Raw genomic sequence first — 23,773 nt, 5'->3', positions numbered from 1 at the left:
GTGCACATGAGTTGCAAATGCAACCTCATGCGATCACGGGATGAGAAAGGTCTTGCGGGGAAAGTCGGCGACGCGCCGCGACACCGATGTGGATCACCGTCGCGATGATCGTTGCCGCCGCGGGTCGACCCGCGCGTGCGGCGTATCGCTAGATCGGCCAGCTGATCTCGAACCGCGCGCCGCAGAGTTCGACCGGATCGACGACCGCGATCCGGCCATTGTGTGCATGGAGCACCTGCCGCGTGATCGCGAGGCCGAGCCCGTAGCCGCCGGTGCGGCGGTCCAGCCGCACGAATGCGTCGAAGATCCGCTCCCGTTCGCTCTCCGGCACGCCGGGGCCATCGTCCTCGACAAAGATTGCGATGTTGCCGTGGTCGATCGAAATCCCGACGACGATCCGCGACGCCGCGTACTTGCTCGCATTGCGCAGCAGGTTGCGCATCGCGTACGACATCAGCCGCCGGTCCATCTTCACGCGCAGGTCGGATTCGAGCGCGATGCGCGACTCGATCGCGCGCTCCGGATACAGCAGTTGCGCGTCGTTGACCTGATGCTCGAACCAGGCGACGGGTGCGGTCAGTTCGAGGTTCGACTGCAGCGAGCTGTACTCGAGACGCGCATACGTGAGGCTCATGTCGATCAGCTCTTCGAGCTCGGTCACGTCCTGCGCGATGCTTTCCAGCGCACCGTGGTATTCCGCCGCGGAGCCCGGTTCGCGCAGCATTTCGAGCGCGAAACGCACGCGTGCGAGCGGCGTGCGCAACTCGTGCGAGATCCCGTTGGTCAGATCGCGCTGCGCGGCGATCAGCCGTTCCATGCGCATCGCGAGCGCATTGAGCGTGCGCGCGAGCGGACCGATGATCACGCTGTGCGATTCCCGCGCGCGCGTGTTGAAGCGCCCGCCCGTGAAGTCGATCGCGCGCTCGCGCACCATCACGAGATCCGACCACACTGGCCGCATCCACCGGTACGCGGCCAGCGCGGGCGCGGTGAACACGAACGCGAGCACAATCCAGATGTCGCCCGGCAGCGCGTCGAACGCGTGCCATACGACCTCCGGCGACAGCACGACGCACAGCGCGAGCGCCGGCACGAGCGCGGTCAGCAGCACGAGGCCGAGCAGATGCAGGTAGGTGCGCACGTACAGGCGCGACCAGCTCGGAATGCGGTCGGCGCGCGTGTCCGTCCACGCGCGACGGAAATGCAGCCAGCGCCATTTAACATAGCGCAGTGTCGAAAGCGGCGGTGCGTCAGGGTGCGAACGGGTGCGTCGGATCATCGCGGCTTCCGGTCAGGGGTATCGGGCAACGCGGGCGCGCGGCGGCAGACGGTGCAGTACGCGGGCGGTGTCATTCCCACGCGTGCTTGCTGAACTGGTAACCCTTGCTGCGGATCGTCTTGATCCGCTGCGGGTTGCTCGCATCGTCGCGCAGCTTGCGGCGCAGCTTCGAGATGCGGCCGTCGATCGTACGGTCGAGGCCGTCGAATTCGACCCCGCGCAACTGCAGCATCAGGTCGTCGCGGCTGACGACTTCGCCCGCATGACAGACCAGCACCCAAAGCAGGTCGAACTCGGCCGACGTGAGGTCCGGCGAGTCGCCGCCGGGCAGCACGACCGAGCGGTCGGTGCGGTCGATCGAGAACTGGCCGAACGTGTAGCGCTCCGGTTGCGGCGCCGCCCCTTCCGCCGCGCGGGCCGGTGCGCGGCGCAACTGCGCCTTGATCCGCGCGAGCAGGATGCGCGGCTCGACCGGCTTGTGCACGTAGTCGTCCGCGCCGAATTCGAGACCGAGCAGCTCGTCGAACGGCTCGTCGCGGGCCGTCACCATGATGATCACGCCGTCGTACTGCTTGCGCGCCTCGCGGCAGATCTCGAAGCCGTCCTTGCCCGGCAGGTTCACGTCGAGAATGACGAGATCCGGGCGCATGGACAGGATCGCCGGCACGGCGGCGTCACCATGCAGCACAGTGTCGACTTCATAGTCGTTCTTGCGCAGGTAACCGGCGATCAGCGTGGACAGGCGGGTGTCGTCTTCGACGAGCAGGATGTGAAAAGACATGGGCGGCGATCGGATCATACGGAGAGACCGCAGCGGCGGCAACGGCTTGCACCGGCTGCCGGCCATCGGCCGAAACGTACCGCATGATACTGCGCCCGCCGTTCGCCTGTTTGGAGATCTGGAAAATAGGGGCACGATTACTGTCGCGCTTGACGAATCGGCGCCGAAACGGTTCCATACGGGCTCCCTGGAATCCGGGCCACCCGCCCACCCTGCCTCACGTGATGAACTACCAGCCGATCCTCGAACGCATCCATACCGAACTCGCCCCCTGGATCGGCCAGGGACGCGTCGCCGACTACATTCCCGAGCTCGCGAAAGTGCCCGCCGACAAGTTCGGGATGGCCGTCGTGACGCTCGATGGAAACGTTTACACGGTCGGCGACGCGCACGAGCGTTTCTCGATCCAGAGCATCTCGAAGCTGTTCGCATGCACGCTTGCGTTCCAGATGCTCGGCGACGCGCTGTGGGAACGGGTCGGCCGCGAGCCATCCGGCAACGCATTCAACTCGCTGGTGCAGCTCGAAAGCGAGCGCGGCAAGCCGCGCAATCCGTTCATCAACGCCGGTGCGCTGGTCGTCACCGACGTGCTGTGCCGGCGTTTCGTGCGGGCCGAGACGGCGCTCGTCGAATTCGTGCGGCGCCTGATCGGCGCGGTCGATATCGACTACGATTCGCGCGTCGCGCTGTCGGAGCTCCAGCACGCGGAACGCAACCGCGCGATGGCGCATTTCATGGCGAGCTTCGGCAACATGCAGATGCCGCCCGAGACGGTGGTCGATGCGTATTGCCGGCAATGCGCGATCACGATGAACTGCGTCGAACTCGCGCAAGCCGCGCTGTTTCTCGCGAATGGTGGTGTCGCGCCGGTTACCGGCGAGCGGATCGTCGATGCGAGTTCGGCGAAGCGGCTGTCGGCGTTGATGCTGACTTGCGGCACTTATGATGCGGCGGGCGATTTCGTTTATCGCGTTGGCTTGCCCGCGAAAAGTGGCGTCGGCGGCGGGATCGTTGCGGTGCTGCCGGGGGAAATGGCCGTGTGCGTGTGGGCGCCGGGGCTTGATGCGAACGGGAACTCGCTGGCGGGGACGTTGGCGCTGGAGTGGCTGACGACGTATACGGGGCGGTCGATTTTTTGAGGCGTCGAAGTCGAGCGTGCCTCGCCTGGCGCTGTGGCAGCAGATTCGTTTCGGCGCGCGCCGGCTTGCTCGATGGTGGAATTCGGCCATCGGCGGCAATCGACCCATCGCGACCAGACGGTCAACACGGAATCATGGGCTTTGGGAAATCACGTCGCTCATGTATTTATTCAGATCGCGAAAATCCTGAACGGTCCAGGAGTGCGGCGCCAGCTTTACGCCGTTCTCCCTCAAAGTTCTCGGAATCAGGTCCCCGTTCGGACGAAGTATTACCGATGAAACAATGACGCCTGGATAATCACGGAGTCGCTTTTTGAACGCTGCAGTTGTGAGGTCAGGCGTGGCAGGATTGCTTTTCTTGGCCAATGGCCCGGTGCCCTTGATGTCTGCGCCATGGCACATAGCGCATCTCTGTATATAGAGATTTTTCCCGTTGATGTCTTGCGAGAAGGATGGTGAAGGTTGAATCAACACCAACGCTCCTAGCGAAGCAATGAACAATTCTCTTGCCTTCATTTGGCCTTGTCGTATCACGCAGATTGCCGGGCCGGGGAGTATAAACTCGTAATCGCGAAATGGCCGCTCTTGTCCGAACTCTCGAGCCTATCCGGTCTTTTGTGTGTGATGCATAAACTGACGGCCAAGGAGCCACTTTTATGCCACACAAACGCAAGGAAGAAGTGACGATAGAACCGGGCAAGGGCTTGAACCTGGACCCGGAACTGATCAAGCAACTGGTGCCCGGAACGCTGGACCGGGCGACGATCAACGAGCAGCTCGCGGCGCTCAAGAAGGCGATCTTCGAGCGCGCACTGGGCGGCGAGTTGGCCCACCACCTCGGCTACGAGAAGGGCGAAGCCAAGCCGGCCGGCAGCACGAACCATCGCAACGGCACCAGCCGCAAGCGCATCGCGACCGATGACGACCTGCTCGACGTCGAGATTCCGCGCGACCGCGAAGGCACCTTCGATCCGGTGCTGATCGCCAAGGGCGAACGGCGCTTTACCGGCTTCGACGACAAGATCATCGCGATGTACGCCCGCGGCATGAGCGTGCGGGAGATTCAGGGCTTCCTGCAGGAGATGTACGGCATCGAAGTGTCGCCGGACTTCATCAGCACCGTCACTGACGCGGTGATCGACGAAGTGCGTGAGTGGCAGCAGCGGCCGCTCGAGCCGATGTATCCGGTCGTGTTCTTCGACGCCTTGCGCGTCAAGATCCGCGACGAAGGCGTTGTGCGCAACAAGGCGATCTACCTGGCGCTGGGCGTGCGCCGCGACGGCACGCGTGACGTGCTGGGCCTTTGGATCGAGCAGACCGAGGGGGCCAAGTTCTGGCTGCGGGTGGTGAACGACCTGAAGCTGCGCGGCGTGCAGGACATCCTGATCGCCGTGGTCGATGGCTTGAAGGGCTTCCCGGAAGCGATCAACACGGTGTTCCCGGAAACGACGGTCCAGACCTGCATCGTGCATCTGATCCGGAACTCGCTGGACTTCGCCAGCTGGAAAGACAGGAAATCGGTTGCAGCGGCGCTCAAGGAGGTCTATCGGGCACCGTCGGCCGAAGCGGCCACCGTGGCGCTGGATGCGTTCGACGCGAGCCCGTGGGGTACGAAATACCCCCCGATTGCCGCCCTCTGGCGCCGGGCCTGGGATCAGGTGATTCCGTTCTACGCCTTCGCACCTGACATCCGGAAAATTGTATACACGACCAACGCGATCGAGTCGCTGCACATGCAGCTTCGGAAGATCATCAAGGCGCGCGGCCACTTCCCGTCGGACGAGGCCGCGCTCAAACTGATCTGGCTGGCGCTGCGCAACGTCGTGGCCAAGTGGACCGGTTCCCGGCACGATTGGAAGAGCGCGATGACCCAGTTTGCGCTGCTTTACCCGGAACGATTCAACATTGGAGTCTGAATCTCAACCCGCCTCACACACTAAATTCCGGATACCTCCGAACTCTCCCGTCGAAGCCAACCCGACACTCGCCCGCTTGCTCGCCCCCGCAATGACATGTCGGTTTATATTGCCCGAGCCCCGGCACGTTGGCGCTCGAATGGAATGGTTCACGACGTATCCGTAGCGATCGATTTTCTGAAAACACCGAAGTGACTCATGGGAGAGCATCAGTCATGCAACCGGAACACGCTTCAGATGCCGCAACGAACGACCACACCGGCCCGGACGGCCGCACGCACGCGCCGCTTCCACCGATCGTGCCGGCCCAGACGGCATTGATCGTGATGCACTACCAGACCGACATCCTCGGCCTCTTCCCGTCAGCCGCCCCCACCCTGCTCGCCAACACACGCAAGCTGTGCGACGCGGCGCGCGCCGCCGGCGTCCACGTCTGTTTCGCGAATCTCCACTTCAGCCCCGGTTATCCGGAAGTCAGTCCGCGCAACAAGAACGGCCAGGGGATCAAACAGCTCGGCCTGTTCGTCGACGACGGCCCGTGCCCGGAGCTCGGACGGCTGGACAGCGAGCCGCTGATCGCCGCGCATCGCGCGAGCGTGTTCTTCCGCACCGATCTGCAGCCGCGACTCATCGCGCAGGGCATCGACACGCTGATCCTGGTCGGGATCGCATCGACCGGTGTCGTGCTGTCGTCGGTTGCGCATGCAAGCGACGCCGATTTCCGGCTCTATACGGTGAAGGACTGCTGCTACGACCCGGACGAGGTCGTGCACGAGCATCTGTTCGCTACCGCGTTCGAGACACGCACGACGGTGCTTTCACTCGCGGACGCACTTCGGCTGCTCGCATAGCCACATAACGCCCGCGCTGCGCCGACCTAAACCTTTCCGGCCGGCGCATCCCGCATCACTTCGCGACATATACGCCCGACGTCGGGCACGTCCCCTGCGTATTGCCGTCCGTCACGAGCGATGCCGCGCCCGGAAACTGCGCGGTCGCGTTCGTCTTCACCGCGATCCACGCTTCGGTGAAGTAACTGACGCCGTTGGTCTTCGTGCACTTCAGCGACACCGCACTGCGCGTATTGCTGCCGAACGCGCCTTCGAACGCAGACAGCAGTTGATTACGCGTCACGGTCTTGCCGGCGTTCGCCTGAAGATAAGCGTTGAACGACGTGTTGCCGAGCCGGCTGATCATGCCGGTCGCCTGGTTCCAGTACGTATCGGGCGATGCCGAATTCGAACAGGTGCCGTGCTTGAACCATTCATGCTTGTCGAGACACGATGCGACGCCCGGCATGTACGTCGACAGCGTGTTGCGGGTCGCGGTGCTGACCGGATACGCATCCATGCTGCACCACTGGTGTCCGTTGTCGAGATCGACGTCGCTCTGCGGCACGCCGCAGTAGAACGGCTGGTTGCCGTCGTACCTGTTCGGCCACAGGCCATGCAGCGACAGGCTCGTCGCCGCATACGAGCCGGCGAGGTTCGCGCACTCCGGCGTGTCGTGCGACGCGCAGAAGCCGGGCTCCCACGATGCCGCGAGCAGCAGGTAGTCGTAGCTGGTCTGAGCGGCGGCATGGAGCGAGGCGGATGCGACGGCGAGTGCGGCCGCGGCGCGGGCGAGCATCTTGAGCATGGCGTTTCCTCGGAAAAGGCTTGCGGTCGCAGGATGCGCCGCAAGATTGTCGAATGGCTGCCCGCGATTGTGGCCGCTGCCAGATGGCATCAATATGAAGATGAACGAAATATGTTCGTTCGCCCGCCGCTCACGACCCGCTGCCGAGCTGCGTGCACGCACGCGCGGCCGACTCGGGGCCTTCGAGCGCGAGGATCTGCCACACGCCGATGCTCACGCGCTGGCGCGCCGCCGTCGACGAATCGGCCAGCAGTGCCTCGACGCGCGGCGCCGCATCCGGCGCCTGCTGCTTGAGCGCGGTGTGATGCCGCGCGCGCGACGCCGGTTCGGATTCGTACACGTCGCACAGCCGCACCATGCCGGCCAGCCCGGCCAGGTCATCGTCCTTGTCGATCGCGCCGGCCTCGACGGGCGCGAGCCCTTTGCGTTCCGCGGCTGGCAGCTTGCCGCGCGCAGCCTCGTCGATCGTGATGGCGGAAGACGGCGGCAGGCCGCCGATCGCCGCGACGATCCGGCTGCCTGCGGCGATCATGTCGCCCTGGCACTCGATCTTCTGGTCGGCCGCGACGTTCGAGCAGAACGACACCGACGTGCGGTAAACGTCATCGCTCATGCGCGGCACCTCGTCGGCGCTCGCATGCGCGAGACCGACGCCCGCCAGCGCCACGGAAACGGGAATCAGGATGCGGAATGCGCTCGTCGTGATCATTGTTGTTCGTCATGCAGGTTCTGATGGCGGGCGCGGCGCCGAATCGCCCGACGGCGGCCCCTGTCGCGCCGGACCCTCGTCCGGCGCCACGTGATTATTTCATCGACGCGGCTTCCGATCCGCCCGGCGACAATGCCGCACTGTCCTGCTCGCGCCACGCACGGCGCGACGCCATGATCGCCTTCACGGCCGAGCGCGCGACCTTCCACCACGCGAACGGCCGCGGATCGGCCAGCATGCTGAGCGCGCGCGCATAGTCGAGCGTAAGCCCGGGCGTCCATGCCATCGTCACCGCGCGCTTGCGGATCTGCGCGGCTACCCACAGCTCGGGCGTGAGCAGCAGCCGCACGAACGCGCCCCACCCGGCCCGCGTGCCCTTGAGCCGCCACACCGCGCCATCCAGCGCGGCTTCGAGCGCGTTCGACACGGTGCTCGAGCAGTTCCGGTGCGTGAGGTTGTACGTCACCGTCTGCCGATACGACGACCAGAACGCGTCCAGCTTCGCCGGATCGTAGTTACGGATTCGCACGCGCACGGTCGACGGGCACCACGCCTTCGACTCGGTCGCGTAGTCGGGCTGAAACAGGCCGGGCACGTCGTTCTCGCGCGTCGCGCGCAGGATCCGCGTGAACTCGTCCGGAGAACGATCGATTTCGACGGCCGGATACAGGCTGATGTAGATGCCCTCGGGCGACTCGAGCGCCGCATGGCCGGTCGAGATCACGCCATTGACGTCCACCGCCGCGATGTAGCGGTCGATCACCGGATAGCGCTGCGCTTCGGCCTTCGATGTGCCGGTCGGCGTCCACACGTGCACGGTGAGCGCGTGCTCGTGATCGGCCGGCGGGCCATCCCATTCGGATTGCGTGAAGCGCGGGATGTCCGGTGCGGCGTCGATGTCGGGCACGATCGCCGGCGCGGGCGACGTGACGAACGCCGGGTTGCGCGTCAGCCGCCGCACGCGCGCGGCGAGGCTCAGCATGTGCATCCCGCCGAACATCAGCAGCAGCCCGAGGCAGTACGGCACAGTGCCCGCATAGTGGGTCGGGTACGGCTGGTAGAAGAAGATCGCGAGCAGGATCTCGACGACGCCCCATGCGAATGCGACGTTCCAGCGCCGGTAACGCACCATCCATGCGGAGGTGCATTGCAGCACCCCGTCGACAAGGAACAGCGTGCCGAAAATCATCGAAAGCAGGAAGTGGCCATGATGATGACCCGCGAACACGAGTCCGGCGGCCACCACCACCACGATGCCCTTCACGTAGCGCAGGATGCGCTGGCCGCCCACGCCGCTGCCGGCCACCGCGAGCGTCGCAAGCCCCTCGATCAGGAACAGCCACGCGAACAGCTCGATCGGAAAATGCAGCGCGCCGTCGAGCGCATCGACGAAGATACCCACGCCAGCGGCAACCCACAGCCAGCCCAGCACGGTCAGCCCGCGCCAGCGCGTTCGCAGATATTCGATGCCCAGCAGCAGCAAGACCAATCGGACCATCGCACCCTCTCAGGTTCTTTTCGGGATACGCGCTGGTCACGCGTTCCGTGTCTTGTCGACCGCACATCGTAAGGCGCGGCAATCAAAAAGCGGCAATGCTTGCCGGCGCGTCATGCGTCGACATGACCGATCACGGCCGGCGCGCGCCGCTCTGGCCGAATAATAAGATATGGAGGAGCCAGTTGAAAGCCCGCCGAAAACCATGCCGGCGCGGCCCCGGATCGTCCGCGCACACGGCCGAACCCGCAGTTCGCGCCGCACACCGTTCGCTGCCGCGGCAGATTTCCCGTTCGACAACGCGCGCCGGATACGCGAGAATCGCGGCTCCGAGGGCGAAAGCCGCTCCAAACCGCAAAGACGGGACAACAAGAAATGCGCATATCGATCACGCGCCGGCGCCTGCTGGCCGCCGGCATGGCTTCGGCCTGCCTCCCGCTGTCCGGCTGTTTCACGCCGAAGCTATACAAGGACAGCCAGTACCACGAACAGGTATCCGCCTTCATGATCACCGAAGACGGCAAGAAGCTCGTCGTCCTCGGCACGGATTACCACTACATCTTCGATCTCCCGGCGTCACTGCGGCCCGTGCTGATGTCCGGCTACCGAAAGGCGCTGCACACCGCGTTTGCCGGCTTCCACGCGAGCGGCAGCAGCGTGACGGGCCACTACCGGATCGTGTTGCCGAAGGAAGCGTCGTCGGACGATCAACAGGCCGCGGCCGCGGACGGCTTCACCGTCGCGAAAGCCGGTCTCGTGCTGGAAGGCGACATCAGCGGCAAGCGCTACTCGACCGACGGCTTCGCCGCCAAGGACAAGGTCAACGACAAGACGGCGCAGGCCTTCAATCAACGCTATGTCGTGTACATCACCGAATCGCCGTCCGCAGTCGGCATGGGCTTGCGGATCCTCGCGACGCCGGTTACGGTCGCCGCCGACGGCGTGCTCGTGCTGGGCGGCATCGTGCTCGTGCCGATCGCGTTCGTCGCGATCCAGGCGAACGGCGGCCTGCGGATCATGTAACGGCCACCGTCGACGGCCGCCATGCCTGCACGCGCACCACGCACGCAAACCGGAGCATCGCCATGACGCCCTCGCCGCTTCACACCCCGCCGCTCGGCCCGCAGTTGAAGCGCTGGCGTGCGCTGCACCGCGTGAAGCAGAGCCATGCGGCCGAACTGTTCGGCGTCGCGCAATCGACGATCTCGCGCTGGGAAGCCGGCATCCAGCAGATGTCGCCCGACGAGCGCGCGACCGCCGAGCAGTTGCTTGCCGCGCGGCTCGATTCGGCGGGTGATCAGGCGCTCGCGCGGCTCATCGCGGGCAGCACGGGGCGCATGCATCTCGTCTGCGACCTCACGCGCCGCCTGCTCGCGTGCTCGCCGTCGCGCGCGGCCGAGTTCTCGCTGCCGCTGTCGATGCTGCTCGGCACGTCGCTGTGGCGCTACGCGTCGCCGGAGATCGTCCGCATGGAGGCCACGCTCGATCCGCTCGGCTGGCACGATCGCGCCGGGCCGCCGAGCGTCGAATTCGCGACCGGCGCCAATGCGTCGCGCGTCGTGCCGATCTGCGGCAGCACCTGCCGGTGGACGCGGATGATGCTGTCGGACGGCTCCGCCGCGCGACTCGTCGAAACACTGTAGCGCTCACGCCTGCCGCGGCACTCGGCACTCGGCACACATATTTCATGCGTGGACGCATCGCGTCCGCGCGGCGTACGCTTGGCGGCTCGATTCAAGCAATCCTTCGGCCATGACCCTCGACACCCTCCACGCGCGGCTCGATTTCCTGCGCGAAACCGAACGCTTGAAAGACGTGCTGCGCAGCGGCCACACTTCGTCCGGCCGTCCCGAAAGCACGGCCGAGCACAGCTGGCGGCTGTGCCTGATGGCACTCGCGTTCGCCGACGCGCTGTCGAACGTCGACACGCTGAAACTGCTGAAGCTGTGCGTCGTGCACGACCTCGGCGAAGCGCTGCACGGCGACATCCCCGCGATCGAGCAGACCGCTCATCCGGACAAGAGCACGCAGGAACGCGACGACCTGCTGACGCTGACGGCCGGCCTCGATCGCGCGCTGTGGGACGAATACGAGGCCGCCGCGTCGCCAGAAGCGCGCGCGGCGAAGGCGCTCGACAAGCTCGAAACGATTCTGCAGCACAACCGGGGCAGCAACCCGCCCGACTTCGACTACGCGTTCAATCTCGGTTACGGCCGGTGCTACACCGACGCCGCGCCGCTGTTCGCGGCGATCCGCCCGATCGTCGATGCGGACACCCGAAGCAGGATCGACGCTTTCGATGTGCGCGTTTTCCACCGGCTTGCCTGGACGGATGAACTGCAGCTTGACGCCATGTTCGTGCGCCCAGGCATCGAGCGCCTTGCTGACGAACTCCGGCCTGTTATCCACCTGAATCAGATTGGGACATCGTCCTCGTTGCCGCAACTGCTCGAGCACACGCGCCACGCGTACACCCGTTAGCGAGAAGTCGACCTCGATGTGCGGGCACTCGCGGTTCCGCGTGTCGATGATCGTCAACATGCGTATGCGTCAGCCATGCACCAGCGCGTCAGCAACAAAGTCCATCGCCCAGCTTTCGTCTGCGCCGTTGGGCGTCGGCATGACCACGCGTAGATGACTCGGGCGTTTCTTTCCACGCTTCAGGCGAAGCGATAGGCCTTCTGCGCGGTACAGCCGCTCAGTGCGCTTGTGGTTCTGGACCAGACCCTCTCGACGTAGCAAGACATGCAGGCGGGGCGAGCCAAACCGTGGCCTCTCCTGTGCCAGCTCGCGCAGCCGTTGCCGCACTTCGTGGTCGGCGTCAGGCGGCGCCGGCCGCCGGAACGTTCGGCGATTCAGGCCAATGAGCGCACACGCCCGGCGCTCCGAATAGTCGTGTTGTTCAATTACCTGTTGCACGACTTCTCGGCGCTGCGCGGGCGAACTCACTTTTTTCCGAGAACGTCCTTCAGAACCTGGATGTCCAGCGCTTGGTCGGCCACCAGCCGCTTGAGCCGCTGATTTTCCTCCTCTAGTTGCCGCAATCGTCGCGCTTCCGATACATCCATGCCGCCGTAACGGCTACGCCAGTTAATGGTATGGACTGCTCCGGCAGGCGTATCGTAACTGCTGACGTTACCGTTCATAGGAGTATCGTCATGGAAATTATTCGGTTCCTTGCCATCGATCTTGCAAAGAATGTCTTCCAACTGCACGGCGTGGATGCCGCAGGCACGCTTGTGCTGCGACGTCGCGTTGGCCACGCCCAACCGACTGAACTGGTTCTTCGACTTGCACCATGCACTATCGGGATGGAAGCCTGCTCAAGCGCCCATCATTGGGCACGGCAGTTTCAGCAGCAAGGCCACACGGTAAAACTCATCAGCCCGCAATTCGTGAAACCTTTCGTGAAGGGCAACAAGACTGACGGCAACGATGCTGAGGCGATCTGCGAGGCATTGCAGCGACCATCAATGCGGTTCGTGCCAATCAAGTCCGTCGAGCAACAAGATGTTCAAAGTCTTCACCGCGCTCGTAGTCGCCTCGTGAGCAATCGGACCGGGCTGGTGAGTCAGATGCGCGGCATTCTCGCAGAGCGAGGCATCGTATTCGCGCAATCGATCACGCATGCGCGCCGGGGGATTCCGGCCATCGTCGCAGACATCACGAACGCCCTAACGCCACTCGCGCGCGAGATACTGGCCGATCTGATGGACCAGTTGCGCGAACTGGACAAACGCATCACCGGATTCGACAGGCGTATCGATGCAGTGTTCAAGGCCAGCGAGACCTGCCAGCGAGGCGACCGACACTTACGGACCTTACTCATACACGGTGCACGCGCAGTACTCCGAACCGCACCGACCAAACACGACAGAAAGCACACCTGGGCTCTTACGTTGCAGGCCAGGCGATGCGCAAATCGAGCCATCGTGGCGATCGCGAACAAGATGGCCCGTGTCATCTGGTCGATGCTTGCAACCGGCCAGTCGTATCAGAAAGCAGTGTAGCTCCCGACGTCACTACGATGCGTTGATGAATTGACGAATGGCACTCCGGTCGATCCGGCGAGCAGGGAACCTGACTTTTATAACGGCCCTCGAGGTCTTCCAGTTGTTGAGGCCTGCACGCGCGGAACTCCAGTTGGGCGCTGGGCTTTGCCCTGACGCCGGATATATGTACGCAATCGACTTCCGTGGCTGTCAATTCCGTTTGCTATTGGGAGCAGTCCATATATATAGAACGTCGCATCCGATATGCCGTGTTTGGAGCCTATCCGGTCTTTTGTGTGTGATGCATAAACTGACGGCCAAGGAGCCACTTTTATGCCACGCAAACGCAAGGAAGAAGTGACGATAGAACCGGGCAAGGGCTTGAACCTGGACCCGGAACTGATCAAGCAACTGGTGCCCGGAACGCTGGACCGGGCGACGATCAACGAGCAGCTCGCGGCGCTCAAGAAGGCGATCTTCGAGCGCGCACTGGGCGGCGAGTTGGCCCACCACCTCGGCTACGAGAAGGGCGAAGCCAAGCCGGCCGGCAGCACGAACCATCGCAACGGCACCAGCCGCAAGCGCATCGCGACCGATGACGACCTGCTCGACGTCGAGATTCCGCGCGACCGCGAAGGCACCTTCGATCCGGTGCTGATCGCCAAGGGCGAACGGCGCTTTACCGGCTTCGACGACAAGATCATCGCGATGTCCGCCCGCGGCATGAGCGGTGGAGATTCAGGGCTTCCTGCAGGAGAGGGCGGCATCGAAGTGTCGCCGGACTTCATCAGCACCGTCACTGACGCGGTGATCGACGAAGTGCGTGAGTGGCAGCAGCGGCCGCTCGAGCCGATGTATCCGGTCAGTCTTCGACGGCCTGCGTCAAGATCCGCGACGAAGGCGTTGTGCGCAACAAGGCGATCTACCTGGCGCTGGGCGTGCGCCGCGACGGCACGCGTGACGTGCTGGGCCTGGATCGAGCAGACCGAGGGGGCCAAGTTCTGGCTGCGGGTGGTGAACGACCTGAAGCTGCGCGGCGTGCAGGACATCCTGATCGCCGTGGTCGATGGCTTGAAGGGCTTCCCGGAAGCGATCAACACGGTGTTCCCGGAAACGACGGTCCAGACCTGCATCGTGCATCTGATCGGAACTCGCTGGACTTCGCCAGCTGGAAAGACAGGAAATCGGTTGCAGCGGCGCTCAAGGAGGTCTATCGGGCACCGTCGGCCGAAGCGGCCACCGTGGCGCTGGATGCGTGACGCGAGCCCGTGGGGTACGAAATACCCCCCGATTGCCGCCCCTGGCCCGGGCCTGGGATCAGGTGATTCCGTTCTACGCCTTCGCACCTGACATCCGGAAAATTGTATACACGACCAACGCGATCGAGTCGCTGCACATGCAGCTTCGGAAGATCATCAAGGCGCGCGGCCACTTCCCGTCGGACGAGGCCGCGCTCAAACTGATCTGGCTGGCGCTGCGCAACGTCGTGGCCAAGTGGACCGGTTCCCGGCACGATTGGAAGAGCGCGATGACCCAGTTTGCGCTGCTTTACCCGGAACGATTCAACATTGGAGTCTGAATCTCAACCCGCCTCACACACTAAATTCCGGATACCTCCCGTGTTTGCGGCACAGGTCTGCGACCTTCATGCCTGCGTCGGCTTCCTTCAGCACCCCGATAATCTGCTCTTCGCTGAACCGCGACTTCTTCATGACAAGGGTTCTCCTGCGGCCTTGCCACTAACTTTACCGTCGGATACTTCAGAGGGGTAAGGTCACCGCGCACCTGCCCCATCATTCACACACCGTCGCCCCACGCCGCACCGGCGCGAACGCCACCGCACTTGCGGTCGCTAGCAACGCCACGCCGGCCGCGCCGTACACCATCACCCAACCAAACCCGTGCACGAGCGCCGCATGCAGCGCCGTGCCGCCCGGATCGGCCTTTGCAAGCGCCGGTGCGATCGCCTGCAGCCCGTCGGTGCGCCCCGCCGCGATCTCCTGCGCAAGCGTGCGCAGCGCCGCCGCATCGACCGCCCCCGCGACGCCTGCCTTCAGGCTCGCGACGATCCCCGCGACCAGTACGAAACCCATCGCCGCGATGTTCAGCGCGAGCGAAATCATCCGCGCGCTCATGTCGATACCGGACGCCATACCGGCCCGCGCGCTCGGCACCGCGCCCGTCGTCGTGGTTGGACCGGCGTGCAGCGAGCCCCGATGCCGGCGACCACGCAGCCCGGCAGCATCGTGAGCCAGCTCGCGGATCGACACCGCTGCCGATCCCGGCATCAGCGCGAAGCCGGCCGCGATCGTGAACAAGCCGCCCGGAATCACGACCCCGGCCCGTAGCAGCGCGAGCCGTTCGCCGAACGGCGGCGCGACGAGCGTCGGCAGCGTATACGCGAGCAGCGCGAGGCCGGCCGTCACGCTGTCGTAGCCGAGCGCGACCTGAAACCAGATCGGCAGGTAGATCATGAACGGCCAGAAACTGAAGTTCATCCCCATCGAACCGAAGATCGCACCGGTGAACGCGCGGATCCGGAACACGGAGAAGTCGAACATCGGCCGCGCGCTCACGCGCTCCGCGACGACGAACCCGGCCGCCGCGAGCCCGGTCGCGCCGAGCACGCCAAGGCCGGCCGCGCTCGTGAGCCCCAACTCCGCGCTTTGCGTGATGTAAAACGCGAGCCCGAGCACGGCGAGCGACAGCGTAACGATGCCGGCGACGTCGAGCGTGCCCGCATGCGGATCGCGCGACTCCTGCACGGCACCACCGATCAGCACGAGCGCGACGGCCGCGAGCGGCGCATGGACGAGGAACACCCACGGCCAGTTCGCCAGCGCGACGATCGCGCCGCCGACGATCGGCCCGAAACCGAGACCGATCCCGAACACGATCCCCCAGATCCCGAATGCGCGGCCACGCTCGCGCCCTTCGCGAAACTGGTGCGACAGCACCGCGATCTGGCAGATCAGCATCGCGCCGCCGCTCGCGCCCTGCAGCAGCCGGCCGGCGACGAGCACCGGCACGTTCGGCGCGAGCCCGCACAGCAGCGATGTCGCGCCGAACAGCACGGTGCCGATCACATACACGCGCTTGCGGCCGAACCGGTCGGCGAGCGTGCCGGCCGCCATCAGCACCGTCGTACACGCGATCGTGTACGCGTTCATGATCCACTGCATGCCGTTGAAGTCGCCGTGCAGCACGTGTTCGAGCGTCGGCAGGATCACCGGCACGCTCGAGATCTCGAGGCCGAACATCAGCGACGTGAGACAAACGGCCGCCAGTGCGACCGCATTCCTGCGGGAGTCGGATAGCGTCATGTGTCATGCGCGCCGGCCGTGGAACGGGCCTCGCGCCTCCAAGTGAGAAGGATTCGCCGCGCGCGGCCGGCGACGCACGCGGTACGGGAATCGGTACTATAGTGAGAATTCTTCTCCCCATTGATGCTTGGATTTCTCGAAACTCGGGAATCACAGGACGCAATCAACGCAACCATCATGACCGACAGACTCGACGGCGTGACGACTTTCGTCCAGGTCGTGGAATCCGGCAGCTTCGCGCTTGCCGCCGAACGGCTCGACATGACGCGCTCGGCAGTCGGCAAGGCGATCGCACGGCTCGAGAAGCGGCTGGGCGCACGGCTGCTGCAGCGCACGACGCGCAGCCAGAGCCTGACCGACGACGGCCAGGCGTACTACGACCGCTGCGTGCGCGCGCTGGCGGAGCTAGAAGCGGCCGAAGCCGATCTCGATTGCGGCCGCAACGAAGCGCGCGGCAAGCTGCGGCTGAGCGTGCCGCTCGCATTCGGACACCACTGCGTGACGCCGATCGTGCTCGACCTCGCACGCACCTATCCGCATCTGCGGATCGACGTGTCGATCACGGATCGTTTCGTGGATCTCGTCGAGGAAGGGATCGATCTCGCGGTGCGCATCGGCACGCTCGCGGACAGCACAAGCCTCGCGGTGCGGCGGCTCGGCACGCAATACGGCAGCCTCGGTGCGGCGCCGTCGTATCTCGCGCGCTACGGCATGCCGCAAACGCTCGACGACCTGAGGCATCACCGGACGATCGCGTATTCACGCTCGGGCGTCGCGCAGCCGTGGGACCTGCGCGCGCCGGACGGCTCGACGGTGCGTGTCGACATGCAGCATCAACTGAGTTTCGACGACGTGCAGGCGATCGCGGCGGCCGGCGCATCGGGGTTCGGGATCGCATGGCTGCCGAGCTGGCTGCTCGACCATTACGTGAAGCGCGGCGAGATGGCCGTCGTGCTCGATCGCTGCTTCGTCTGCGAAGGCGACATTCATGCGATCTGGCCGAAAACGCGCTATCTGCCACGCAAGACGCGCTGCGTGATCGACGCGCTCGTGCAGGCGGTGCCGCCGATGATCGAGCGCTGACCGACGATGCAAAGAAAGAAAACAGGGTGAAACCGACGCGCCGCGCGGGCGCGTCGGGTCATCACGCCGCGCCGAGATCGGCGAGCGGATGCGTGAACACCTTCCACGGCGACGTCAGGAAATGCCGCACGCGCTCGGCGCGCAATTCGACGAGCGACGCGGGCGCCCAGCGCGGCTTGCGATCCTTGTCGACGAGATGCGCACGCACGCCTTCGCAGAAGTCGCCTTCCTCGATTGCGCGCGCAACGATGCCGAGCTCCATCCGGAACGACTCGGCAAGCGTCATCTGCCGGCCGCGCAGCAGCGCTTCGCGCGTCACGCACAGCATCGTCGGCGAGTGGCCTGCGAGCGCATCGAGCGTCGCCTGCAGCCATTGACGATGCTCACGCGACAGCTCGTCGCGCGCAAGATCCTGCTTCAGCGTCGCAACGATCCGCTCGACGGTCGAACGCTTGTCGAAGTGACGGACGATCCACGGCATCTGGCTATCGAGCGCCGCATGCGGCACGACGTTGCACGGCGGCTCGAACACCTTGCGCAGCGCCGGCAACACGTCGCCGTCCCATTTGACGCTCTCGATGCGCGTCTCGAACGTATCGAGCCACGACGACGGCACGCACAGGTCCGCGAGCTTCGCGCTCAGCGCGTCGGCGCCCGACAGCATCGCGCCCGTCAGCCCCACGTACAGTTCGAGCTCGGCCGGCATGCGCGACAGGAAATGCGTCGCGCCGACGTCGGGCACGAGGCCGATGCGCGTCTCGGGCATCGCGATCTTGCTGCGCTCGGTCGCGACGCGCAGCGCAGCGCCCTGCGCGAGCCCCATCCCGCCGCCCATCGTCACGCCGTCCATCAGCGCGACGACCGGCTTCGGGAACGTATGAATCGCGTAGTCGAGCCGGTATTCGTCAACGAAGAACGGCAGCCAGGTCTCGCGCTGCGTGACCATCCTGTACAGCGCACGCACGTCGCCGCCTGCGCAGAAGCCCTTCTCGCCCGCACCGCGCAGCACCACCGCGACGATCTGGTCATCGGTGCGGCAGCGTTCGAGCAGCGCGGCCAGCTCGCCGATCATCGGATACGACAACGCGTTGAGCGCGGCCGGCCGGTTCAGCGTGATCAGCGCCACGCGGTTCACCACGCGAAACAGCACCTCCGGCGCCGGTTGCGCGAAGCTGTCATGAGTCATGGCCGGCGTGCTCATCGTTGCGCCTCTTCATCGGTATGCCATTGCGGCGCGCGCTTGCCGAGAAACGCGGCCACGCCTTCGCGCGGATCGTTCGTGTCGAACAGGTCGACGAAGCGTTCGCGCTCGACGGCAAGCGCCGCGCTGCGCGGCACGCCGCGGCGCGCGAGACCGATCAGCTCCTTGCTGTACGCCACCGCGTGCGGGCTCTGCCGCGCGACGTTGCGCGCAAGCGCCAGCGCCGCATCGCGTGCCGCGCCGCTCTCGACCACGTCCTCGACGAGGCCGATCCGCAGCGCGGTGGCCGCATCGACGCGCGTGCCGGCCAGGATGATCTTCTTCGCCCAGCCTTCGCCGACGAGCCAGGGCAGCGTCTGCGTGCCAAGCCCGCACGGCAGCAGGCCGACCGACGGCTCGGGCAGCGCCATCTGCGCATGCGTCTCGGCGATGCGCAGGTCGCACGCGAGCGCGCATTCGAGACCACCGCCCATCGCATAGCCGTTGATCGCCGCGATCGTCACGACGCGCGCGTCGTGCAGCGCCTCGAACGCCGCGCCGAAACGCGCGGCCATCGCGCGCGCGACCCCGCGGTCGCCGTCGGCGAACGTGTTCAGGTCGGCGCCGGCGCTGAAGAACTTCGGGCCGTCGCCGGTGATCACCAGCGCACGCACGTGCGGGTTCGCGTTCAATTCGGTGACGGTTTGCTGCAGCTGCCGCAGACCGTCGGCGGTAAAGGCGTTCGCGGGCGGACGCTTGAGCGTCGCGCACGCAATCGCGCCGTCGTCGATGTAGTCCAGTTCGATCATGAGGCGTCCTTCTTCGTGGGCGGTTGATACAGGCGGATCACCGCCGAGAAATCGAGTTGTCCGTCGCCGCGGCTGCTCATCGTCTGGTACAGCTGCTGCGCGAGCGCGCCGAGATATACGGGCTGGCGCGCCTGCTTCGCGGCATCGTTCGCGAGGCCGAGATCCTTCAGCATCAGGTCGGTGCCGAAGCCGCCGCTGTAGCCGCGCGACGACGGCGCCGTGGCGATCACGCCCGGATACGGGTTGTAGGTGTCCGAGCTCCAGCAGCGGCCGGTCGACGTGTTGACGATGCCGGCCAGCACCTTCGGGTCGATGCCGAGCGCGACGCCGAGCGACATCGCCTCCGACACGGCCGCCATCGAAATGCCGAGCACGAGGTTGTTGCAGACCTTCGCGACCTGCCCCATCCCCGTCGCGCCGCAATGGACGATGTTCTTGCCCATCCCGGCGAGCACCGGCTTCACGCGCTCGAAGTCGACGTCGCTGCCGCCGACCATGAAGGTCAGCGTGCCGGCCGCCGCACCGCCGGTGCCGCCCGACACAGGTGCATCGACGAACGCGCCGCCGTGCTCGCGCACGAGCGCGCCGAACGCCTGCGCGCTCGCCGGATCGATCGTGCTCGAATCGATCACGGTCGCACCGGCGCCGAGGCCGGCCAGCACGCCGTTCTCGCCGGCAAGCACCGAGCGCACGTGCGGTGCGGCCGGCAGCATCGTGATTACAAACGCCGCGCCCGACGCGGCGTCGCGCGGCGAGGCGGCCACCTGCGCGCCGGCGTCCTGCAGCGCGCGCAATGCGTCGGCACTCAGGTCGAACGCATGCACTTCATGACCGGCCTTCAACAGGTTCAGCGCCATCGGCGCGCCCATGTGGCCCAGACCGATAAAACCGATTTTCATTGCGTGTCTCCCATCCCATGCTTCGCGCACGATCGGCGCGGCGCGCCGATCGCATGCGTCGTGGTCAATGCAGCCGGATCGTCGTATTCACCGGGGCGGCCGTCGTGTCGTCGTCGAACCAGCGCGCGGTGACCGTCTTCGTCTGCGTGTAGAACTGCACGACCTGCTTGCCGTACGGGCCGAGATCGCCGAGCTTCGAGCCGCGCGAACCGGTGAAGCTGAAGTACGGCACCGGCACCGGAATCGGGATGTTGATGCCGACCTGGCCGACGTCGATCTCGCTCTGGAACTTGCGCGCGGCCGCGCCGCTCTGCGTGAAGATGCCCACGCCGTTGCCCATCGGGTTCGCGTTGACGAGCGCGATCGCTTCGTCGAGCGTGTCGACTTCCATCACGACCAGCACCGGCCCGAAGATTTCATGCGTGTAGACCGACATGTCGGTTTTCACGCCCGAGAAGATCGTCGGACCGACGAAGTTGCCTTCCTCGAAGCCGGGGACCTTCACGCCCCGGCCGTCGAGCTCGAGCTTCGCGCCTTCCTTGATACCCGCATCGATCAGCGAGAGGACTCGCGCCTTCGCGCCGCGCGACACGAGCGGCCCGACGTCGGTGCCCGCTTCCGAGCCCGCGTTGACCTTCAGCGTCTTTGCCTTCTCGACGATGTCCGGCAGCCAGTCGCGCGCCTTGCCGACGAGCACCGCGACCGAGGTCGCCATGCAGCGCTGGCCGGCCGCGCCGAAGCCGGCGCCGACCAGCGCGTTGATCGCCTGCTCGCGGTTGGCGTCGGGCAGCAGGATCGCGTGGTTCTTCGCGCCCATCATCGACTGCACGCGCTTGCCGTGCTGGCTGCCGAGGTTGTACACGTGCGTGCCGACGGCGGTCGAACCGACGAACGAGATCGCCTTTACGAGCGGATGCGTGCAGATCGCGTCGACGACCTCCTTGCCGCCGTGCACGACGTTCAGCACGCCCTTCGGCACGCCGGCTTCGAGCGCGAGCTCGACGAGCTGCATCGTCGACAGCGGATCCTGCTCCGACGGCTTCAGCACGAACGTGTTGCCGCACACGATCGCCATCGGGAACATCCACAGCGGAATCATCGCGGGGAAGTTGAACGGCGTGATGCCCGCGCACACGCCGAGCGGCTGGCGCAGCGTATAGGTGTCGACGCCGCCCGCGACGTTCTCCGCGAATTCGCCGAGCTGCAGCGTGCCGACCGAGCACGCATGCTCGACCACTTCGAGGCCGCGGAAGATGTCGCCTTCGGCATCGGGCAGCGTCTTGCCCTGCTCGGCCGTCAGCGTCTTCGCGATGCGCTGCTGGTTCGCGCGCACGAGATCCTGGAACTTCAGCATGATGCGCATGCGCGCGGCGATCGGCGTGTTCTTCCACGTCGCATACGCGGCGTGCGCGGCCTGCACGGCCGCGTCGACTTCGGCCACCGTCGCGAACGGCACGCGCGCGAGCACGGCCTGCGTCGCCGGATTGACGATGTCGCGCCACTCGCTCGTGGTGGACTCGACGAAGGCGCCGTCGATCAGCAGCTTGACCGTCGGCACGTCTTGCCCCGTGCGGGGCGTCGGATTCGCGTTCATCGATGCATTCTCCTTGCAGTAGGCTGCGCAGCGCCATCGCACCGCGCGGCCGGTTCGATCCGGGAGCAGGCGGCCGCCGCGGATGCGGCGCGCGCGGCCCGCGGCCGGTCATTTCAGTTCGGCGGCGAAATCTTCTTCCCAGTACTCGCCGGGCATCCGCGTCGTTGCGTCGTCGCCGCGCTCGATCTCGCGGCGACGCAACTCGACGCGGCGGATCTTCCCCGAGATGGTCTTCGGCAGCTCCGCGAATTGCAGCCGGCGGATGCGCTTGTACGGGGCGAGCTTCTCGCGCGAGAAGCGGAAGATCTCCAGCGCGAGCGCCGGGCTTTCCTCGTAGCCCTGCCGCAGCGTGATGTACGTCTTCGGCACCGACAGCCGCACCGGGTCCGGGCTCGGCACGACGGCCGCTTCCGCGATCGCCGGATGCTCGATCAGCACGCTCTCGAGTTCGAACGGGCTCAGCCGGTAGTCGGACGACTTGAACACGTCGTCCGCGCGGCCGACGTACACGTAGTAGCCGTCGTCGCCGCGCATCGCGATGTCCGACGTGCGGTAATGGCCGTCGCGCATCGCATGCGCGGTCGCGTCCGGGTTGTTCGCATAGCCGTTCATCAGTCCGACCGGGCGCGTCACGTCGGGGCCGAGCGGCAGTGCGATCTCGCCTTCGCCGACAGGCGCGCCATCGGGGTCGAGCAGCGCGATCCGGTAGCCGGGCAGCGGCCGGCCCATCGAGCCCGCGACGACCGGCTGGCCCGGCGAGTTGCCGATCAGGCAGGTCGTCTCGGTCTGGCCGTAGCCGTCGCGAATCGTGATGCCCCACGCCTTCTTCACGCGCTCGATGATCTCGGGATTCAGCGGCTCGCCCGCGCCGACGATCTCGCGCAGCTTCACGTCGAACGACGCGAGCGGCTGCTGCACGAGCATGCGCCACACGGTCGGCGGCGCGCACAGCGTGGTCACCTGGTATTTGACGAGCGCATCGAGCACGACCTTCGGCTCGAAGCGCGCGTAGTTGAACGCGAACACGCACGCCTGCGCATTCCACGGCGCGAAGAAGCAGCTCCACGCGTGCTTCGCCCAGCCCGGCGAGCTGATGTTCCAGTGGATGTCGCCGGGTTGCAGACCGACCCAGTACATCGTCGACAGGTGCCCGACCGGGTAGGTGCGATGCGTATGCTCGACGAGCTTCGGCTTCGACGTCGTGCCCGACGTGAAGTACAGCAGCATCGGATCATTCGCGTGCGTGACGGCGTCCGGCTCGAACGCGGCGCTCGCCGCATAGCCGTCGTTCATCGCGAGCCAGCCTGCGCGCGGCGCGCCGGCGACGATCTTCTGCTCGAGACCGAGATCGGCCTGTTCGAACTTCGCGGTTTCGTTCTCGTCGACGATCGCGTATTTAGCGCCGCCGATCCGCACGCGATCGCGCACGTCGTCGGCCGACAGTTGCGTGGTCGCCGGCAGCACGATCGCGCCGAGCTTCATCGCGGCGAGCATCGCGTCCCACAGCTCGACGCGGTTGGGCAGCATCAGCAGGATCCGGTCGCCGCGCACGACGCCGATCCCGCGCAGCCAGTTCGCGATGCGCGACGAGCGCTCGGACATTTGCGCGAACGAGTACGGATCGCCCGTACCGGTTGCCGCGTCGACGATCCATAGCGCGGGCTTGTCGTTGCCGCGCGCCATCGGGTCGAAATAGTCGAGCGCCCAATTGAACGCGTCGAGCACCGGCCATTCGAAATCGCGGTAAGCGGTTTCGTAGTCGGTGCGATGGCGCAGCAGGAAGTCGCGTGCGTCCAGGAATGCCTGTACCGTCATCGTGTCGTCTCCGTCTCCAGTCTCCAAACCCGGCGGTCATCCGGCGCATGCGCTGCAGACCCCAGGTTCCCTGTCGCGCGGCGCACGGTCACGTCGTTGCGTGCCGCGTTCACCGCGCTAC

The 23,773-nt window shown here is 65.7% G+C and carries 22 protein-coding genes and 4 pseudogenes; 10 read left to right on the top strand and 16 right to left on the bottom strand.

Translation table 11 applies throughout. The annotated features are described in order from the left end of the window. Window positions 1-148 precede the first annotated feature (148 nt). Together J7024_RS05645 and J7024_RS05640 are read right to left on the bottom strand one after the other, a co-directional pair. The gene (locus J7024_RS05645) at window positions 149-1,279 is read right to left on the bottom strand and encodes an ATP-binding protein (RefSeq protein ID WP_124830018.1); all 1,131 of its coding nucleotides are present in this window, start codon (window positions 1,277-1,279) and stop codon (window positions 149-151) included. Window positions 1,280-1,349: 70 nt separating this feature from the next. Next, window positions 1,350-2,060 carry a response regulator gene (locus J7024_RS05640; protein WP_124830017.1) on the bottom strand — a complete coding sequence of 237 codons (711 nt, stop codon included), beginning with the start codon at window positions 2,058-2,060 and terminating at the stop codon, window positions 1,350-1,352. 224 nt (window positions 2,061-2,284) lie between these two features. Between J7024_RS05640 and J7024_RS05635 the strand changes: the two genes are divergently transcribed. Then, window positions 2,285-3,199, top strand: a complete 915-nt coding sequence (locus J7024_RS05635; protein ID WP_124830016.1) for a glutaminase — start codon at window positions 2,285-2,287, stop codon at window positions 3,197-3,199. Window positions 3,200-3,331: 132 nt separating this feature from the next. On the opposite strand, the gene J7024_RS05630 is transcribed toward J7024_RS05635, so the two are convergent. Next, window positions 3,332-3,715, bottom strand: coding sequence for a c-type cytochrome (locus tag J7024_RS05630; RefSeq protein WP_175751886.1), 384 nt, complete (start codon window positions 3,713-3,715; stop codon window positions 3,332-3,334). 140 nt (window positions 3,716-3,855) lie between these two features. Here J7024_RS05630 and J7024_RS05625 point away from each other — a divergent pair, with 140 nt between their 5' ends. Further along, window positions 3,856-5,115, top strand: a complete 1,260-nt coding sequence (locus J7024_RS05625) for an IS256 family transposase (RefSeq protein WP_234744849.1) — start codon at window positions 3,856-3,858, stop codon at window positions 5,113-5,115. A 215-nt stretch (window positions 5,116-5,330) separates the two neighbouring features. Further along, window positions 5,331-5,966 carry an isochorismatase family cysteine hydrolase gene (locus J7024_RS05620; protein WP_124827032.1) on the top strand — a complete coding sequence of 212 codons (636 nt, stop codon included), beginning with the start codon at window positions 5,331-5,333 and terminating at the stop codon, window positions 5,964-5,966. Between the two features lie 55 nt (window positions 5,967-6,021). Here J7024_RS05620 and J7024_RS05615 read toward each other — a convergent pair whose 3' ends face one another. The 3 genes from J7024_RS05615 to J7024_RS05605 all read right to left on the bottom strand — a co-directional run bounded on the left by J7024_RS05615 (window position 6,022) and on the right by J7024_RS05605 (window position 8,960). Beyond that, on the bottom strand, window positions 6,022-6,753 hold the full coding sequence (locus J7024_RS05615) for a ribonuclease T2 (RefSeq protein ID WP_124827031.1): 732 nt from the start codon (window positions 6,751-6,753) through the stop codon (window positions 6,022-6,024). 130 nt (window positions 6,754-6,883) lie between these two features. Continuing rightward, window positions 6,884-7,462 (bottom strand): hypothetical protein, encoded by a 579-nt coding sequence (locus J7024_RS05610; protein WP_124827030.1) that lies wholly within the window; start codon window positions 7,460-7,462, stop codon window positions 6,884-6,886. A gap of 94 nt (window positions 7,463-7,556) precedes the next feature. Next, window positions 7,557-8,960, bottom strand: coding sequence for an HdeD family acid-resistance protein (locus J7024_RS05605; protein ID WP_124827029.1), 1,404 nt, complete (start codon window positions 8,958-8,960; stop codon window positions 7,557-7,559). Window positions 8,961-9,332: 372 nt separating this feature from the next. Here J7024_RS05605 and J7024_RS05600 point away from each other — a divergent pair, with 372 nt between their 5' ends. The 3 genes and pseudogenes from J7024_RS05600 to J7024_RS05590 form a co-directional block, all read left to right on the top strand. After that, window positions 9,333-9,980 (top strand): hypothetical protein, encoded by a 648-nt coding sequence (locus tag J7024_RS05600; protein WP_124827028.1) that lies wholly within the window; start codon window positions 9,333-9,335, stop codon window positions 9,978-9,980. Between the two features lie 62 nt (window positions 9,981-10,042). Next, the gene (locus J7024_RS05595) at window positions 10,043-10,600 is read left to right on the top strand and encodes a helix-turn-helix domain-containing protein (protein ID WP_124827027.1); all 558 of its coding nucleotides are present in this window, start codon (window positions 10,043-10,045) and stop codon (window positions 10,598-10,600) included. A gap of 109 nt (window positions 10,601-10,709) precedes the next feature. Continuing rightward, window positions 10,710-11,252, top strand: a pseudogene (locus J7024_RS05590) (HD domain-containing protein); the annotation flags it as partial. A gap of 81 nt (window positions 11,253-11,333) precedes the next feature. Here J7024_RS05590 and J7024_RS37440 read toward each other — a convergent pair. The 3 genes and pseudogenes from J7024_RS37440 to J7024_RS05580 form a co-directional block, all read right to left on the bottom strand. After that, window positions 11,334-11,498, bottom strand: a pseudogene (locus tag J7024_RS37440) (integrase catalytic domain-containing protein); the annotation flags it as partial. A 9-nt stretch (window positions 11,499-11,507) separates the two neighbouring features. After that, on the bottom strand, window positions 11,508-11,876 hold the full coding sequence (locus J7024_RS05585; RefSeq protein WP_175750819.1) for an IS3 family transposase: 369 nt from the start codon (window positions 11,874-11,876) through the stop codon (window positions 11,508-11,510). A gap of 26 nt (window positions 11,877-11,902) precedes the next feature. Then, a complete protein-coding gene (locus J7024_RS05580; protein ID WP_124827025.1) occupies window positions 11,903-12,103 on the bottom strand; it encodes a transposase in 201 nt (66 codons plus the stop codon). A gap of 12 nt (window positions 12,104-12,115) precedes the next feature. On the opposite strand from J7024_RS05580, the gene J7024_RS05575 reads away from it, so the two are divergent. From J7024_RS05575 to J7024_RS37435, 3 genes are all read left to right on the top strand, one after another. Further along, window positions 12,116-12,967, top strand: a complete 852-nt coding sequence (locus J7024_RS05575; protein WP_124827024.1) for an IS110 family transposase — start codon at window positions 12,116-12,118, stop codon at window positions 12,965-12,967. 315 nt (window positions 12,968-13,282) lie between these two features. Next, window positions 13,283-14,299, top strand: coding sequence for an IS256 family transposase (locus J7024_RS05570; RefSeq protein ID WP_442861896.1), 1,017 nt, complete (start codon window positions 13,283-13,285; stop codon window positions 14,297-14,299). After that, complete coding sequence (locus J7024_RS37435; RefSeq protein WP_442861895.1) at window positions 14,205-14,528, top strand: transposase; 324 nt, start codon at window positions 14,205-14,207, stop codon at window positions 14,526-14,528. Before J7024_RS05570 ends, J7024_RS37435 begins: the two co-directional genes overlap by 95 nt. A gap of 37 nt (window positions 14,529-14,565) precedes the next feature. Here the strand turns inward: J7024_RS37435 and J7024_RS05565 are convergent. Together J7024_RS05565 and J7024_RS05560 are read right to left on the bottom strand one after the other, a co-directional pair. Then, a pseudogene (locus J7024_RS05565) lies at window positions 14,566-14,661 on the bottom strand (transposase); the annotation flags it as partial. An 81-nt stretch (window positions 14,662-14,742) separates the two neighbouring features. Further along, a pseudogene (locus J7024_RS05560) lies at window positions 14,743-16,272 on the bottom strand (MFS transporter). A 177-nt stretch (window positions 16,273-16,449) separates the two neighbouring features. Here J7024_RS05560 and J7024_RS05555 point away from each other — a divergent pair. After that, window positions 16,450-17,355, top strand: a complete 906-nt coding sequence (locus J7024_RS05555; RefSeq protein WP_124827022.1) for a LysR family transcriptional regulator — start codon at window positions 16,450-16,452, stop codon at window positions 17,353-17,355. A 61-nt stretch (window positions 17,356-17,416) separates the two neighbouring features. Here J7024_RS05555 and J7024_RS05550 read toward each other — a convergent pair whose 3' ends face one another. From J7024_RS05550 to J7024_RS05530, 5 genes are all read right to left on the bottom strand, one after another. Next, window positions 17,417-18,556 (bottom strand): enoyl-CoA hydratase/isomerase family protein, encoded by a 1,140-nt coding sequence (locus J7024_RS05550; RefSeq protein ID WP_124827021.1) that lies wholly within the window; start codon window positions 18,554-18,556, stop codon window positions 17,417-17,419. Next, window positions 18,553-19,344, bottom strand: coding sequence for an enoyl-CoA hydratase (locus tag J7024_RS05545; protein ID WP_175750817.1), 792 nt, complete (start codon window positions 19,342-19,344; stop codon window positions 18,553-18,555). Before J7024_RS05545 ends, J7024_RS05550 begins: the two co-directional genes overlap by 4 nt. Further along, window positions 19,341-20,243, bottom strand: coding sequence for a 3-hydroxyisobutyrate dehydrogenase (gene mmsB, locus J7024_RS05540; protein ID WP_124827019.1), 903 nt, complete (start codon window positions 20,241-20,243; stop codon window positions 19,341-19,343). Before mmsB ends, J7024_RS05545 begins: the two co-directional genes overlap by 4 nt. A 64-nt stretch (window positions 20,244-20,307) precedes the next feature. Next, window positions 20,308-21,837: a CoA-acylating methylmalonate-semialdehyde dehydrogenase gene (locus J7024_RS05535; protein ID WP_124827018.1), complete on the bottom strand. Its 1,530-nt coding sequence runs from the start codon at window positions 21,835-21,837 to the stop codon at window positions 20,308-20,310. Window positions 21,838-21,945: 108 nt separating this feature from the next. Then, a complete protein-coding gene (locus tag J7024_RS05530) occupies window positions 21,946-23,652 on the bottom strand; it encodes an AMP-binding protein (RefSeq protein ID WP_124827017.1) in 1,707 nt (568 codons plus the stop codon). Window positions 23,653-23,773: the final 121 nt, after the last annotated feature.

Source organism: Burkholderia sp. WTPI3 (assembly GCF_021483755.1).
In the GTDB taxonomy this organism is placed as follows: domain Bacteria; phylum Pseudomonadota; class Gammaproteobacteria; order Burkholderiales; family Burkholderiaceae; genus Burkholderia.
Note: the sequence above shows the minus strand (reverse complement) of the source record. Positions and strands in the feature narration are given on the sequence as shown.